Annotated in this window: 7 protein-coding genes; all 7 read right to left on the reverse strand. The window is 39.8% G+C overall.

The window, feature by feature from the left end; genetic code table 11:
* Positions 1-298: 298 nt before the first annotated feature.
* The 7 genes from B7695_RS05310 to adcAII all read right to left on the reverse strand — a co-directional run bounded on the left by B7695_RS05310 (position 299) and on the right by adcAII (position 17,029).
* Positions 299-1,477: a hypothetical protein gene (locus B7695_RS05310; RefSeq protein WP_084890199.1), complete on the reverse strand. Its 1,179-nt coding sequence runs from the start codon at positions 1,475-1,477 to the stop codon at positions 299-301.
* Between the two features lie 17 nt (positions 1,478-1,494).
* Complete coding sequence (gene addA, locus B7695_RS05315) at positions 1,495-5,145, reverse strand: helicase-exonuclease AddAB subunit AddA (protein WP_084890202.1); 3,651 nt, start codon at positions 5,143-5,145, stop codon at positions 1,495-1,497.
* Entirely contained in the window at positions 5,142-8,417 is a 3,276-nt protein-coding gene (rexB, locus tag B7695_RS05320; protein ID WP_084890204.1) for an ATP-dependent nuclease subunit B, read from the reverse strand. The genes addA and rexB overlap by 4 nt, the downstream gene beginning before the upstream one ends.
* Positions 8,418-8,546: 129 nt before the next feature.
* Positions 8,547-9,218 carry a CPBP family intramembrane glutamic endopeptidase gene (locus B7695_RS05325; protein WP_084890207.1) on the reverse strand — a complete coding sequence of 224 codons (672 nt, stop codon included), beginning with the start codon at positions 9,216-9,218 and terminating at the stop codon, positions 8,547-8,549.
* A gap of 354 nt (positions 9,219-9,572) precedes the next feature.
* Positions 9,573-12,686 carry a pneumococcal-type histidine triad protein gene (locus B7695_RS05330; protein ID WP_084890209.1) on the reverse strand — a complete coding sequence of 1,038 codons (3,114 nt, stop codon included), beginning with the start codon at positions 12,684-12,686 and terminating at the stop codon, positions 9,573-9,575.
* A 337-nt stretch (positions 12,687-13,023) separates the two neighbouring features.
* On the reverse strand, positions 13,024-16,104 hold the full coding sequence (locus tag B7695_RS05335; RefSeq protein ID WP_084890211.1) for a pneumococcal-type histidine triad protein: 3,081 nt from the start codon (positions 16,102-16,104) through the stop codon (positions 13,024-13,026).
* A gap of 7 nt (positions 16,105-16,111) precedes the next feature.
* Positions 16,112-17,029 carry a zinc-binding lipoprotein AdcAII gene (gene adcAII / locus B7695_RS05340; RefSeq protein ID WP_084890212.1) on the reverse strand — a complete coding sequence of 306 codons (918 nt, stop codon included), beginning with the start codon at positions 17,027-17,029 and terminating at the stop codon, positions 16,112-16,114.
* Positions 17,030-17,077: the final 48 nt, after the last annotated feature.

The raw sequence follows: 17,077 nt of genomic DNA on the forward strand, positions 1-17,077 counted from the left end.
TTATATTAGCTTGTTATCTTATAAAAAGGTAACATACTTTAATTATACTCTTAATTTACAAAAAAGTCTTAAAATTGAGTTACGCTTTCATACTTTGTTTTACGTGTGAAATACAAATGCGCAGGGTTTGAATTTCTTATAGTAGATTGAATCAAGAACAGCGCACCACTATTACTAAAACATTTCTAGAGATTAATTTGACTTTCCTAATCAATTTGTTCACATCTTATTTCAATCTGCTATATATTCTTTTTGGATAAAATGTAACCTACCATGGAATTTCCACGGTAGGTGTTACTCATATCAATAATCGTTCTAAAAATGGTTTGATGCAGTTGATAAGAATCCCTTCTATCCAGCTTTCTTGTGCTGAGGAGAGATGTTCTGTCTGAAGGCTTTCTTTTAAAAAGTCTCGGACTTGTTCTGGTGCGATTTCAAATTCAAAGGCTTTCATTTTATAGAAAAAGTCGATGAGATGATCTGACAGATATTCAGTTGAAAAGGGAACTTCTCCACTTTTTCGATATTCTAATAAGAGCCTAGAAAATCGGGCTTTTTCTTCTGGAAGCTCACGAAAATAGGAATTGAGGAGCCAGGTCTGCTTCTGCTTTCTTTCAATTAGATCTTGACTGGCAATTCGTTGGTCTTTTTCCAGCTCTTTTTGGTATTGTTTGGCTTTGATAGCCCGTTCTGTCCGATTTTTACCAAAAAGAATTTTCTCCCACTTGCGTTCTTCTTGAGTCAGTGTCTCTGTAAAACCAAAGTAATCTTGATAGGCACGCTCTGCTGGGCCCATAGCTAGAACCAGATTGTCTGCATATTGCTTGGCGATTTTATCCCTCTTCTTGCGCTCTTTCTCTGCTTGGATACGGAGTTCCTGTTCGTAGTCAATTTTCTCCTTACCTAGCTTGACAAGGTAGAGTTGGTCATCTGATTTTCCAAGTAAAAAGGGTTTGATACACTTTTCAAGGACTTCTTCCATTCGAGCCTTTTTCTTTGGCTCCGCCTTGGTCCAACTTCCTCCTTGAAAGACTTCTAGGAAAAGCTGGTAGTCTCTCTCAGGTGTAAATTGATTGCCACGATTGGGTTTGAAAACACCTTTTTCCCAGAGCCATTTTATAAGTCGCTCGTCAAAGTCACTTTTATTGACCTTGATTTTCTCCTTTTTCTGGGCTTTTCTGGTCAGATTTTCAACCTTTCTGAGCAGTTTTTCTTCCTCTTCCAGTTGCTGGTCAAGGGTCAATCGATGAAAATGACGAACACAATCACTACCAATCGGAAAGAGGCGTTGACCTGTGACACCGTTAAAGAGTTCATAGGCGTACTTGATGGCATTTCCACAGACACAATTGCTACGGCCGATACCGTTAAAAATCAAGGAAACTTCATTCCATTCCTTGGTAGCTTGTTCCCAAGTATTAGCTTTTGAAGCCTGTAAAACCGCATCGTGCAGGGATTTTCTAACTGGAAGTGTCATGAGGTCTCCTTTCTAGATTATACTTTTACAACTTGAACCTCGTCTTTACCGAGTAAAATCAAGTATTTGTCAATATTTTCAATCGAATAGGCTCGAGATAAAGCCTCTCCGTATAGGGCTAACTGACCACGATAGCGGTCTATGAGTTGACTTGGTTCATCATAGTGGTCTGTCTTATAGTCGAACAGAATAATTCTGTCCTCATAAAGCAGATAGCCGTCCAAGATTCCACGGACAACGAAGTCTTCTTGACTCTTTTGGTCTCGTTTGAGCATGGAGAAAGGTTGCTCGCGATAAAGATGGTTGGTATTAGCGAGAATTTCCTGACCGAGTGCTGTGTCAAAGAATGCAAGAATTTTAGCAAGATTGATCTTATCTCTGACACCTGAGCTGGTTTGAACTTGTTTGAGAGTTTCTGTAAGGCTAGCAAGCGTTGGTCTCCGGCTGAGATCAATTCTCTGCATGAGTTCGTGGGTAGCACTACCAATCTCAGCTCCTGTTACCTTTTCTTTGCTTGAAAAATCTGGTAAATCAAAGCTAATTTTCTTGTCTACTGACTGGCCTTGACCTGCAATCTCGACACCTTCCATATCCATAACTGGTTCGTAAAATTTCTTGATTTGACTTGGGGTTTGAACACTTGGCAATTCAATAGCTGCGCGATGAAGAGTATTATAGATTTCCACCTCTTTCAGCATTTCGAGAGCTTCCTTAATGGTTTCTGACTGACGATTATCTGCTTGAGAGCTAGCTTGGAGAGGGCTCTTGTTTTCCAATTCTCCTATATCTTCTCTAGTCAACTGGTCTTCGCCAACAAAGCGATAACTAAAGTTGAGCTTGTCCTTAGTAAACACTTTGCTGATAGCCCAAAGCCAATCTTGGAAATTCCGTGCTTGAAGTCTAGTGTTGCTGTTTAGTTTTCCATTTTTTGCTGCTGGATATTCCTTGGCTTCCAGCTTTTCACGGGAACCCTTGCCGACAAGATAGAGCTTTTTCTCAGCCCGCGTCATGGCAACATACAGCAGACGCATCTGTTCTGAATAGCTAGCTAGCTGTAATTCCTCTTCATTCTGCCTATAGGTCAGGCTAGGAATAGAGAGCTTGATGGTTTTCGGATAGTGGGCTTCCACTGCTCCTGTCTCCATTTTGGCAATATATTTGACACCAAGCCCATTTTTACGGCTGAGAATGACCTCTGACATAGAGTCTTGCTTGTTGAAATCTTGATCCATATTGAGAATAAAGACGTAAGGAAACTCCAGCCCTTTACTCTTGTGGATGGTCATGAGCTCTACTGCGTCTTTTGGCGGTGCAACTGCAACGCTTGCCAAATCGTGCTGGGCTTCTAAGACTTGGTTAATCATACCAATAAAACGCGACAAACCTTTGAAATTGCTCTTTTCAAACTTATCAGCACGGAGTGCTAGGGCATAGAGATTGGCCTGTCTGGCAGGACCATTTGGCAAAGCACCGACATAATCATAATAAAAACGGTCGTTGTAAATCTTCCAAATCAAGTCATAGAGGGAGTGGGTTTTGGCATACAAGCGCCAAGAAGCCAAGATATCCATGAATTGATTTAGTTTCTCAGCTAAAGCTGTATGGATCAAATTTTTATGGCTACTTACCTGTTTTTGAGCATTGATCAGTTTCTCATAGAGATTTTCTTGGATTTTATCCTCTGCTTTCTGAAGGGAAAAACGTGCTAACTCATCCTCGTCAAAACCAAACATTGGAGACTTCATAAGGGCAACCAAGGCATAGTCTTGCAGAGGATTGTGAATGACACGAAGGGTGTCTAGCATGACTTGCACTTCTAGAGATTGTAGGTAATTGTTCTGCTCTCCGTCAGTTTTGACAGGAATTCCGTACTCAGACAGGGCGAGAAGAATCTGGTCATTACGACTGCGGCTGGAGGTCAAAAGGGCAATTTCTTTAAAGGTAACACCTTGTTCCTGATGGAGTTTAAGAATCTCCTTGATGACTAAGCGCATTTCGCCTGTTAGTTTCGTTTCTGCCTGACCCTCTTCTTCCTCATCTGTGTCGTCCTTGTCATAGAGGAGAAATTCTGCCTTGTTGTCTAGATTGGGAGTCAGTTTGGTATTGGCAAAAACAAGCTGGTGCATGTTATCATAGTTGATTTCCCCGACCTCTTGGTCCATAAGGCGTGCAAAAACATCATTGGTTGCTGACAGTACTTCTGAACTACTACGGAAATTTTCCTTGAGCAGAATGAGTTTTCCTTCTTGGGGATTTTGCACATAGCGTTGGAATTTTTCATTGAAAATCTGGGGATCTGCCTGACGGAATCGGTAGATGGACTGCTTGATATCCCCCACCATAAAGCGATTATGGTTATTAGATAGCAATTCCAACATCCGTTCTTGAATATGGTTGGTATCCTGATACTCATCGACCATGACTTCGTGGAAACGTTCCTGATAAGTCTCACGGACTTGCGGGAAATTCTCTAAAATCTCAATAGTGTAATGGCTTATATCAGCGAATTCAAAGGCATTTTCCTGACGTTTACGCTGACGATAAGCTTCCACAAAATCACTCATGAAGGTTTGGAAAGTCTTAGCTAGTTCCCATGTATCTCCATGATAACGTTCTTGATAGTCGAGAATGGTTATCTGGTCTGACAGTTGTCCTAGTTTAGCAAACTGGGACTTTCTTTCTTCGTTGTAGGCATCGGCCAGTGGCTTCAAATCAGCCTTACGGATCGCATTAGTCAGAGCTCGGCCGTTTTTCTCTTTCGAAATTGCGACAACACGCGCAAGCACTGCCTGATAAGCCTGACTATCAGACTCTTGATTTAAGGAGCCAATTTCATCCAGAATCAACTGAACATTTTCTAAATAAGCAGCCTTTGCAAACTCCTTGGCATCGTTATCCAGATGGTAACGGAAAAAGCTTTCCAAATCCCAAAGGGCTTGTTTGATTTGCTCAGTCAGTTTTTCTTTTTCACTGGTAAAATTAGCTTTTTCAAAGCCTTTGAGGAAAGATTCACTCAACCATTTTTGAGGATTACTGGTAGATTGGAGGAAGTCATAAATTTTATAGACTTGCTGGCGCAGCCCCCGTTCATCTTTTCCACGTCCAGCAAAATTTTTTAGTAAATGGCTAAAGGTCTCTTTCTGTTTACCTTGGTAATGGGCTTCAAAGACCTCATGAAAGACTTCATTTTTTAGAAGGAGTTGCTCGCTCTGGTTTTGTAAAATACGGAAATTAGGCGCAATATCAAGCAGATAGCCGTGTTTGCCAAGAAATTTTTGTGTAAAAGAGTCCATGGTTCCAATGGCAGCGTTGGGTAGGTCTGCCAACTGGCGACCCAAGTGTTGTTTGAGGTCGACATCGCTGCTTTCTTGGATTTGTTGGCTGATTTTTTTCTCTAAACGTTCTTTAAGTTCAGTCGCAGCCTTGACGGTAAAGGTTGAGATAAAGAGTTGAGAAATTTCGACACCACGCGCCAATTGATCCAGAATACGCTCGGCCATGACAAAGGTTTTACCAGAACCAGCCGACGCTGAGACAAGGATATTTTGACCAGAAGTGTAGATGGCTTCAATTTGCTCGCCAGTTTTCTTCTGTTCCTTGCTCGAATTTGCTTCTACTTCTTGCAATTTTTGAATTTCCTTCTCAGTTAAAAAGGGAATAGGCTTCATCGATTCAACTCCTTTCTTATTTTTTCAAACCAAGCTTGCTTGAGTTTTTCTCCGACCAGACGCTTGCCATCAGTTAAGTCCAACTTTTCTAGAAAACGGGCTTGGCCCAAGTGGTAATTGGCTTCAAATCCTGTGATGGCTTGATGTTGCTGAACATACGGTGCAATACTTCTGCCATTTTCAGTATAAGGGTTAATGGCGAACTGACCTTCTAAAATTTTCTCAGCTGCTTTCTTGTAAAGATGGGCATTGTAGTCCAGTAGGAGCTGGAATTCCTCATCCGTCAGCTGATTAGCCTTGTTTTTATTGTAAAATTCACCCAAATGACTGCTTTCTTTTTCTAAAAAGAGGCCTTGGTATTTCATAGACTTACTGGCTTCCACAACTGCTCCAGCCAGACTTTTAACGGCCATCAGAGATTGGACGGGTTCAGCCATTTCCAAGTACATGGCACCGAAAAAGTTCTGCTCACCTTCTCTTTTTAAGGCAGCTAGATAAGTTGGCAACTGGGAATTAAGGCCATTAAAGAAATGAGGAAACTGGAACTGAGTCAGACTGGATTTGTAGTCTACCACTCCTATCGACCCATCAGCTTTCAAACGGTCAATACGGTCAACCTTACCTCGTACAAAGACACTGCGACCACTGTCCAATTGAATAAAGGCTTGGTCTTTGCCGCCAAAATTCGCTTCCTCTTTGATGGTTTCGATGGCTGGATTGTGTCGGAGAATATGTCCAGTCGTCCGTGCAACATCAAGCAAAACTTCCTTGGTAAACTGGGCTTCCAAACTTTCCTGATAAATTGCTTCAAATTCGCGTTCTTGACTGGTTTCTTGAATAGCTTGTTCTAGACGGTTGTCAAAGGAATCTTCATCAGGCAACTGCAAGGCACGTTCAAAAATACGGTGCAAGAAATTTCCATGACTGCGGGCATCAGGACGCAGGCGTAATTCTTCTTGCAAGCCTAAAACGTAGCGAAGAAAATAACTGTATTCATTGCGATAAAACTCCGTCAAACCAGAGGTAGACAGGTAAAACTCCTGATCAGTAGGATAGAGAGCCTGTAAGGTATCCTTTGCTAAGGGCTTGCTACTCGGACTGGTTGGGAGTGCTGGATTTTCCAAACCTTGCTGGTCTAGTTTTTTACCCATGACACGTGCCAGAACCTTGATAAAGGTCAAATCTTGCTCAGTCTCGCTCATCTCACCCTGCTGGTGATAGGCAACCAGGCTAGACAAAAGACTGTGATATGATCCCATATCTTCCTTAGACAGCCCTTTGTGATTCATCCTTTTCTCTTTCCTGCTAAATCCAAAATGGACTAGTTCTTGAAGATAGGATGACTCCTTGCTTTCACTTTCGTTAAAAAGGCTTGGAGCCGACAAGACCAACTGCTTACGGGCAGAATTGACCAAGGAAAGCATAGTATAGCGATTTTTCTTGAGATTTTCACTGCTGGCAATCAGCAATTGTGCCCCTTCCTCTGTCGCTTGGTTTAGGTTTTGTCTTTCTTCGTCTGTCATAAGACTGGTATTCTGCGCGATTTTTGGTAAGTTGTCCTGAGTCAGCCCAATGGCATAGACAAAGTCAGCAGTCAGTGGTGCAATCAAATCGTAACTCTGCACCAGAACGGTGTCCACTGTCGCTGGAATAGTACGGTATTGAGATAGACTCATTCCAGAATGGAGCAAGGCTAGGAAGTCCTCTAGACTAACTTGTGAACCAGCAAAAACAGTCGCAAATTGTTCTAAAACATGGCAGAAAGCCTTCCAAACTTCGGCTTGTCTTTCCTGTTCTAGAGATTCCATAGTGGCTGTCAAATCTTGTAACTGCTTAGTTACTGCTCCTTCTTTTAGAAAGACATTCCACTTTTGCAAGAGATTTTCGGCCTTTTGTTTTCGGCTAGCAAAAAGAGTCTCAAGAGGTGTTAAAATACGCAGACGAAGAGCATTTAAACGCTCTAAATCAAATTTTCCATGGTGGAATTTGGTAAAGGTTTGCTGAAAGGCTGGTAAGCCATTGATACCAAGATAGCGGATATATTGCTCAAATGAGTCAATATCAGCCTGACTAAGGTCAGTATAGAGACTTGTTCTGAGAAGGTTTATCAAATCCTCCTGGCGGAAACGATAGCGTTTCAAAGCCAATATAGACTCGACAAACTGAGTCAAAGGATGGTGCGCCATGGATTCGCTTCTACCAAGATAGAAAGGAATCTGATACTGGTCAAAAATGGTCTTTAAAGACAACTGATAAGAAGCTACATCACCTAAAAGTATACGGAAATGCTTGTAACTCAGGTCTGGATTTTCATGTAATTTCTGACGAATGCTGCGAGCTACTAACTCCAACTCCTCCTTTTGTGTCAAACAAGACCAGATTTGTAAGTTTTCACAGTCCTCATCATCTAAATCCATTGTTAATTCTGAAAAGTCATAAGAAGACTCCAATAAACGAGAGGCCTTGTCAAAACTATCCATCTTCTCATGAGTTTGAGAATAATCCTGAGCAGGTGTTTGGTATTTAGAGGCTAGATGATGGAGAAACTCCACACTGGCTTGATAGAGATTGCCTTCAGCGAACGGACTGGTATAAGCTTTCTTACTAGCATAAGCCCCAATGACAATCTCAACACCCTTGCCATGAAGTAGGTCCACAATCCGCTCTTCCTCAGCAGAAAAACGGGTAAATCCATCAATAACCAAGGAAATCTGGCTAAAATCACTACTAACTTTGTTATTCTCAATAGCATCAATCAAATGGGACAACTGACTTCCTTGAGCCAACTGGCCTTGATTGAGATAAGCCGTTACCTTCTCAAAAATCAAGAGTAAGTCTGCCCTCTTGTCCTCATCCGTCAAACTCTCCAAGTCCAAAAAACTCATCTGAGCTTTGGTCATCTCGTGGTAAAGCTCAATCAACTGCTGGATAAATTGAGGATCATGCTTGATAGCTCCATAAACACGTAAGTCCTTGGGATCAAGTTCTGTAAGGCATTTGTAAAAGGCCATCCCAAGACCAATATCATCAAGACTAGTCTTGGCAGGCAAATCATTTAAGACTAGGTAACGAGCCATTTGAGCAAAGCGCGTGACGGTAATCGCAAAAGAAGCCTGCTGGGACAAGCATTCCAGCACAGCGCGTTCCTTTTCAAAAGAAAGAGAGTTGGGAGCGATGTAGAAGACCCGCTTGCCAGCAGCAACTAACTCTTCTGCCTCTCTAGTTAGAATTTCTGTCAAAGAAGTCCGAATATCAGTGTAAAGTAATTTCATCTCAGCCTCGTTGGAATTTTTCATTATCTTATATTATACCATGATTAGCCACCCAAGTCTGTAAATAATCAGTTATTGCTTATCTGTTAAAAATAAAATGCCGGAAAGTTCCGACATTGTTTTAGTAAGCTAACTTCCTGAAAATAAGAGTAACCATAAGTTCCAGAAAGCAGTGATATTGATGAAAATATGAACTAGTATTGGATAATAGATATTTTTTGTCATGCGATACAATAAAGCTAAAATGAGACCTCCACTAGCATAAATGAAAAAAGCAAGAGGAGTTAAAACAAAATTGATATGAATATAACCGAAAATAATAGCAGAAAGTAAAATATCTCCGTACCAAGGCGAGTTTTTGAAAAAGGTTGTCATAATTACACAGCGATAAATCAACTCCTCAGCAATAGGGCCGATGAAACAAACTATGAGCAAGAAATAGGGTAATTCCTGTCTCCCTATCATTTTTATCGTTTCATTCAAAGAAATTTGATTTGAAGACGAGGGTATGAAATAAGACAAGAGGAAGTCCGACATATACAAAATGATGTAGCCCAGTAAAAGGTAGATAAAGTACCTCAACTGCCACTTGAAATGAAAAGTCTTCTTTCCTGCAAAAACTAGTAGATAGATGACTGCTGACAAAAGAACACCACTTTCCAGCAAAAGTAGAATCTGAAAAAACTCACGACTTGCTGGTAGATAGGACTTTGCGAGATGATTGAAAAGCCTCCAAAACCAAGTTGATTTGTAAAAAATTAAGGACAATGCTAGTAAAATCTGAATAATCCGTTTTTTCATCTTAAACCCTCTGTTTTCCTTGACTAGTTTATTGAATATAATGGTTTATTTAACTGTATAACAAGTTTAGTATAGCATATATTGGCGAAATATCCTCTTCAAATCATGAATTGTCATCAAAACATTCTAAACTGTAAAATCAATTAAACCCTACCCTTTTACCATTATCTTCTCTAACAAAGGAAGATCTATGATTAAGTTACCGACCTTTTATATATGTGGATTCCTCCTAAATGAAGCCAAAGCCCCCCAAAAAAATCAGGTGGTTTATTTAGCCTGAACCTTACGGAGCAAGACAAATAAAAGCCAGTATTGCTACTGACTCTTACATCATTTTAATTTAACAAGATAAAATTATGCTTCTGGTTTCGTCGTAACTGACTCACTTCCTTTTAGCAAAGCAAGTAATTTCTCTGCTTCTGCCATGATGCCATTATTATCCATAGTTTGGAGACTAAGATTATTTCGTAAACCAGCTAGGCTCTCTGTCACATTGCCTTTCAAACTAGCATCCGTTACTTTATCAAGTAAAGCTTCTACTTCTTTGAGTTTGGCTTCTACTTTTTCAGTCTCTACTTGAGGGACTTCAGCTTCGTCTGTTGTATCGTTAGCTACTCCCTCTGTCTCGTCTTCATCAGTGCTTGGTTTATAAAGATTATCTACTGAAGGGTTTAAACCTGCGTGATTCTCTTTTTCATCAGATTCAGGGCGAGTTGGCTCACTTACTTCATGATGTTCTTCCTTTTCTTCATCATGTTTACTATCTTTGTCTGCTTTATTTTTACGAACATGGTCACTTGCGTTTCCCCATCCGTCATTAGAATGTGGACGTTCATCAGGATGTTCTACATAGTATTTTACAGTCGCAAAGAGATCCTCTAAACTATAGCCTTTAGGTGCCTCATAAAGTCCTTCGTCAAACCACCCAAATTTAATGTTATGGTAATGGTCATAATGAGGTATAATTAAGCTACCATTTTTAACTTCAACAGTATGTTGTAGATTGTAAGGAATATGATCAAGTGGAACCTTCTTAGCTGCTTTCACTTTATTATAGATTGCTTCTACTCCTTTAACCTCAGTATTTTCTGAACCCTGATTATCTGTTGAAGGAGGCGTCAAACCTTTCTCTTTAGCATAAGCCTGAGCTGCCGCTCTTTCAGCTTCAGACAAACTATCTTTCTTAATCCAATGGCTATGGGTCATATGAGGTGTTACATAAGCATCTCCCTCATCACTGGTAATATCACGAGTGTCAAAGATATAGCCATCCTCTGTTGTATACTTACCTGCTAATTTCGCTAATTTAATTTCATCGTCTGTATAAGCAATTTGAGAATTTGGTTTACCAAGTCGCTCTGGATGGGTAATTGGTGCTAAGAATGACAATAAATCATCTACCAATTTTCCTTTATTAGAAGATTCATCATTCAAACGTTCTGCTAATTTGTCTAAGGCTTGGAAATCAGAAGTACGACCCTTATTTTCAGACAAGGCTTTATGAGCCTCGGCCAATAAATTATATGCTTTATCATAAAATTCTTGATCACGAGGAGCAATATTTTCTTTCTTCGCAACTAGGGCATGTGTCTCTTGAGTTTTCTTAGATAAGAGATTTTCAATAGCTTCAATCTTATCCTTAGCCAAGTCTTTAGCTAGAACATAACGACTGACTCCCTTATCCTCGAAAATATAACCGTCGCCAACTTTTCTAACAACCTGGTTGACATCAAGTTCAGTCGGTTTATTTTCCACTGGTGCTAGAGGTTTGGTAGTAGGGGCTGGCTTCAGAGGAGTGACGCTTGGCAAAACACTGCCATTTTGTCCCTTGACAGCTATCATACGAGCCAATTTTTCTTCCAAAGGGGACATTTGTGAATAAGGAATAAAGTGATAATGATCTCCGTGAGGCACTGCTACACCGTTAGCTGTACGTTTGATGATTTGTGCCGGATCAAAGACTAGACCATCCGATTCCACATGTCTCTCTGATAAAGGTTTGGCATACAATTCACTTAAAAGTGTTGGAATATCTTCCCCTTGATTTTGATGATAAGTTGGGGTGACAGTCAGGTTTGGAGTCTCTGTCAAACTTGGTTGGGCTGGTTTAGCATTATCACTACTTGGTTTACTTGAACTTGTAGCAGAATGTGAGCCCTGCTTCCCATTCCAATAGGCTTGGGCGGCAGCCAATTCTCCTGCTGACAAATCACTCTTAGGTATATAGTGAAAATGATTGCCGTGTGGTACAACAAAAGCGTCACCTGTATCTTCAATCACATCTGTCGGACTAAAGACATACCCATCATCCGTTGTATAAGCGCCTCCAGTTCCTCGATTCGGTGCCGACGTATTGAGATTAAAGTTTGGTTTAATCGGTGAACTTGTTTTCTCAGGACTGCTTGGTTTCGTATTGTCAGAATGACTTTGAACTGGCTGACCTCCAATTGGTAGATTTCGAGCCAATTTTTCTTCCAAAGCAGACATTTGCGAGTAAGGAATGAAATGGAAATGATCTCCGTGTGGGACTGCCACACCATTGGCTGTACGTTTTGTAATCTGTGCTGGGTCAAATACTAAGCCATCAGACTCCACATGACGTTGGCTAAGTGGCAAAGCGTACAATTCTTGAAGGAGGCTAGCTAAATCTTCACTTTGACTTTCAGGAGCTTTGGCAGAATCTTGAGGAGCCTCAGATTGACTCATTCTCACACTAGATCTTGTTTCAGCTCTACTTGAACGATATTCAACCGTACTTAATTGACCACCTTTTCCAGATAAGAAGGCTTGGGCAGCAGCTAATTCACTAGCAGACAAATCACTCTTCGGAATATAGTGGAAGTGATTACCATGAGGAACGATATAGGCATCACCCGTGTCCTCAATGATATCAGATGCATTGAAGATATACCCATCATCCGTTGTATAGCGTCCTTGGGCTCTGGCTGCAGCAACAGCATTATCTGTGCTTGTATTATGATTATGACTATGTTCCTGCTTCTGACGTTTAATCTCTTCTTTTGTCCGAATATTGTCCGCATGAGCCGCATCTTTAAGGTAAACATAGTATTTCCCGTCTACCTTAATCACATAGCCACCCTTGATTTCATTGACAATGTCTGAATCCTTCAACTGATAATTCGGATCTTTCATGAGGAGTTCTTCACTGATAATAGCATCATAAGGAACCTTGCCATTATAGTAATGATAATGGTCTCCATGAGAGGTCACATAACCTTGATCCGTAATCTTGATAACGATTTGTTCGGCGTTGATTCCCTCTCTCTTACTAACTTCATCTGGTGTCAAGTTCTCTGCCTTTTGACCAGCCTGGTCACCGTCTATATAAGCAACTCGATTAGAATCTTTCTTAACTTGACCAGCTTGGTACCGTCCAAGTTCATAGGAACAAACACTTAGGGCAAGGACTGCCACTGAACCTGCTACATATTTTTTATTGATTTTCATTCTTTCCTCTTTTCTTAAGCCTATTTGATTCACCTAAAAATTATGAACCAGTTAATTAACTAGTTAATAGTTTACTCTTTTTAGTATTGCTTGTCAAGAATTTTTCGTATAAATAGTGAAATGAAATAAAAACCAAACAAATTGATTAGGGAATTATCATAGACTGAGATAAGATGTGAACAAATGTATTAGGAAATTCAAATTAATTTCTAGAAATGTTTTAGAAACCAGAATGTAGCATTCTAACTTCAATTCGATATACAGAATAAAAAGGACGTTATTCTATCCAAAAATAGAACAATGTCCTTTCAAGTAGATTATTATTAGTCAAAATATTCTAAGGTTTTATTTGCTTAAGAGTTTTAATATCATAGGTTACTAAATCCCCATTCTTATTATAAAATTGAACACCTTCTGAAGAAAAAATAAGGTATTTAGAATCAATTTGAGCAATTTGTGCTATTTTATTTATACGATTTTTTAAAGTAGCCTTATCTAATCCATAATCTGGTATCTCATCATAATCATCTTCTTTATTTTCTGTATGTGATTTTTCTTCTTCACCAACTTTTTCGACCGAAGGATTGCTGCTAGTCGCATCTGCTTCATTTTGAGATTTATTATCCTTTGGTTGTTCATCAACTTTGTTTGAATCCGTTGAATCTTTCTTTATTTCCGATTTCTTATCTGAAGAAACTAGATGTGAATTAGAAGAATCATTTGTTGTTTCTTTTTCTTCACTTCTTTTAGCTATCAACTCTTGAGCTTGTTTCCACTCTTTATCTGATAAATCAGACTGATTGATACTTCTCAATGAATCACCGCTAGCTTTTGGAATACTGAAAGATTTATCTGCCCAAATATAGGTTCCCTTTGCCAATACATCCTGAGGATCAAAAATATATCCATCAGGTGTTGCAAACTTGCCTTCTTTAAGTGCTTTCTGAACTTCTTCCGCAGAATGGATAATTTGCCAGTTCTGCATTCCAAGACGTTTTTCAAGAGGAGTTACATTAGCAATAACAGATCCAGCATCATCATGACCTGGTTTTGACCAAACTTCAGGACGCACATCAGGATGTTGCATGACATATTTTATAGTTGCTATTTGCTCACTATTTAACCAAGAATAAGGTACGACGTGAATGTGGTCGATATGCGGAATAATGAAGGAAGTTCCAGTATCATACGTAGTATTAGCTGCATGCATAGGCAAGCTAGATACATCAACAGCTAATCTTGGTTTAATTTCTGTTTCTACAATATCATAACGATAATTATCTTTATCTTTAAGCATTAGTTCCTGCTCAGAAAAAGCTATTTGAGTAAGATCGAGCTCTTCACGTGAATAAAAATAATCTTTACCACCTTCATTAATTATATAACCAACTTTACTATTTCTAGAAATTCTATTAGTTACTTTTTTATAATCAAACTTTGGTCTTTCCTTCTCATCTGAGTGAACTGAAGAAACGATGTCAGCTGGATTTTTACCAGTCTCTTGAATCCATTTTGCAACCTCATCCAATTCGAATTGTTCTAATTCACCATACCCCATATAATGGAAATGATCTCCGTGTTTGGCAATAACACCTGATTTATCAACAGAATCGATTGAATCTTTGGTAAATATATATCCATCGCTCGTATCATAAGGTTTACCATCTAAACCTTTTCCATAAGCTTTGATTGCTTTCCCTAAGAACTTATGAACTACTTCTTTTGATACTAAAGGTTTAATATCTGTACCAATTTGATTTAATCCATTTTGCCCTTTTAACGGAATAATTCTAGCAATCTTCTGCTCTAAATCAGACATTTGTGAATAAGGAATAAAGTGATAATGATCTCCGTGTGGCACTGCAACACCGTTAGCTGTACGTTTGATGATTTGTGCCGGATCAAAGACTAAGCCATCCGATTCTACATGGCGTTCTGATAAAGGTTTGGCATACAATTCACTTAAAAGTGTTGGGATATCTTCCCCTTGATTTTGATGATAAGTTGGGGTGACAGTCAGGTTTGGAGTCTCTGTCAAACTTGGTTGGACTGGTTTAGCATTATCACTACTTGGTTTACTTGAGCTTGTAGAAGAATGAGAACCCTGCTTCCCATTCCAGTAAGCTTGGGCGGCAGCTAATTCTCCTGCTGACAAATCACTCTTAGGTATATAGTGGAAATGATTGCCGTGCGGTACAACAAAAGCGTCACCTGTATCTTCAATCACATCTGTCGGACTAAAGACATACCCATCATCCGTTGTATAAGCGCCTCCAGTTCCTCGATTCGGTGCTGGCGTATTGAGATTAAAGTTTGGTTTAATGGTTGAACTTGGTTTATCTGTACTGCTTGGTTTCGGATTGTCAGCATGACTTTGAACTGGCTGACCTCCAATTGGTAGATTTCGAGCCAATTTTTCTTCCAAAGCAGACATTTGCGAATAAGGTATGAAATGGAAATGATCTCCGTGAGGCACTGCCACACCATTGGCAGTTCGTTTTGTAATCTGTGCTGGGTCAAATACTAATCCATCAGACTCCACATGACGTTGGCTAAGTGGCAAAGCGTACAATTCTTGAAGAAGACTAGCTAAATCCTCACTTTGACTTTCAGAATCTGTTGCAGGATTTTGAGGTGTCTCAGATTGACTCGTTCTCACACTAGATCTTGTTTCAGCTCTGCTTGAACGATATTCAACCGTACTTAATTGCCCACCTTTTCCAGATAAGAAGGCTTGGGCAGCAGCTAATTCACTGGCAGACAAATCACTCTTAGGAATATAGTGGAAGTGATTGCCATGAGGAACGATATAGGCATCACCCGTATCTTCGATGATATCAGATGCGTTGAAGATATAACCGTCATCCGTTGTATAACGTCCTTGAGCTCTGGCAGCAACTACCGCCTGATCGTTAGAACCGCCTCCATGATTATGACTGTGTTCCTGCTTCTGTCGTTTAATCTCTTCTTTTGTACGAATATTGTCCGCATGAGCCGCATCTTTAAGGTAAACATAGTATTTCCCGTCTACCTTAATCACATAGCCACCCTTGATTTCATTAACAATATCTGCATTCTTCAACTGATAATTCGGATCTTTCATGAGGAGTTCTTCACTGATGATGGCATCATAAGGAACCTTACCATTATAGTAGTGATAATGGTCCCCATGAGAGGTCACATAACCTTGATCCGTAATCTTGATAACAATTTGTTCGGCGTTGATTCCCTCTCTCTTACTGACTTCATCTGGTGTCAAGTTCTCTGCCTTTTGACCAGCCTGATCAGCATCTATATAAGCAACTCGATTAGAATCTTTCTTAACTTGACCAGCTTGGTAACGACCAAGTTCATAGGAACAAACACTTAGGGCAAGAACTGCCACTGAACCCGCTACATATTTTTTATTGATTTTCATTCTTATCTCACTTTAATTCTTCTGCTAGAACACTCATATTTTCTTCAAGATTTTCTAAATAGGTCTTGTCATTTTGTGGGTCTGCCTCTAAAGGATTCAGAGTTTTAAGACCCACACCTGTTGATTTGACAAGAGTTTCAGCTACTTTTGAAGAAGCGTTACTTTCTGTAAAAATCGTTTTAACCTTATAGGTTTTAACAAATTCCTGAATTTCTGTTAGTTGTCGTGGACTTGGTTCTTGTTCAGGAGAGATGCCTGCAATACCAAGTTGATTAAGTCCAAATCTCTTCGCTAGATAAGAAAAGGCTGTATGTTGTGTTACAAATGTTTTCTGAGTAGCTTTTTCAAATTTAGGCTGGAATTTCTTAGTCAATTCTTGAGCTTTTTTGATAAAGGCTTGCGCATTTTTCTGGTAAGTTTCTTTATGCTCACTATCCACCTCTGAAAGTTTATCAGCGATAATCTGAGCTTCTTCGCCAGCTTTTTCAGGATCTAGCCAAGTGTGAGGGTCATAGAGCGTTTTTTCATCAACTCCATCCCCTGCTTCCACCTCTTCTAGCCCTGGGACGCGGTCTAAAGTCATTCCCTCTGAAGCCTCTAAAACCTTCACTTTAGATTTCTTTAGATTGGGATCTAAACTTCCTGCCCAAGATTCTAGCGTATGAGAATGGTAAACAAAGACATCTGCATCATAGATGGCCGCGATGTCATTTGCTGAAGGTTCAAAGGAGTGAATCCCACTACTTGACTGAATCATCCGAACATCATTCAAGTCACCTGACACTTCCTTGACCATAGCGTAGATAGGATAAAAACTGGTCACAATCTTCATCCCTTTCCCTGTCTGGCTTTCCTTTTGACCACAAGCCCCTAAACACAAAAGAAAGACACTTAACAATACTAAAAATAAACTTTGTTTTTTCATGGATAACCCCTTAACTATTTAATTAACTGGTAAACATTCTACTCCTAA

The organism is Streptococcus mitis (assembly GCF_002096845.1).
GTDB classification, from domain to species: Bacteria; Bacillota; Bacilli; order Lactobacillales; family Streptococcaceae; genus Streptococcus; species Streptococcus mitis_A.

Coding starts and splice junctions, on each gene's coding strand:
- addA (WP_084890202.1), bottom strand. CDS start 5,145: ATGAAGCCTATTCCCTTTTTAACTGAGAAGGAAATTCAAAAATTGCAA.
- B7695_RS05325 (WP_084890207.1), bottom strand. CDS start 9,218: ATGAAAAAACGGATTATTCAGATTTTACTAGCATTGTCCTTAATTTTT.
- B7695_RS05330 (WP_084890209.1), bottom strand. CDS start 12,686: ATGAAAATCAATAAAAAATATGTAGCAGGTTCAGTGGCAGTCCTTGCC.
- B7695_RS05310 (WP_084890199.1), bottom strand. CDS start 1,477: ATGACACTTCCAGTTAGAAAATCCCTGCACGATGCGGTTTTACAGGCT.
- rexB (WP_084890204.1), bottom strand. CDS start 8,417: ATGAAATTACTTTACACTGATATTCGGACTTCTTTGACAGAAATTCTA.
- adcAII (WP_084890212.1), bottom strand. CDS start 17,029: ATGAAAAAACAAAGTTTATTTTTAGTATTGTTAAGTGTCTTTCTTTTG.
- B7695_RS05335 (WP_084890211.1), bottom strand. CDS start 16,104: ATGAAAATCAATAAAAAATATGTAGCGGGTTCAGTGGCAGTTCTTGCC.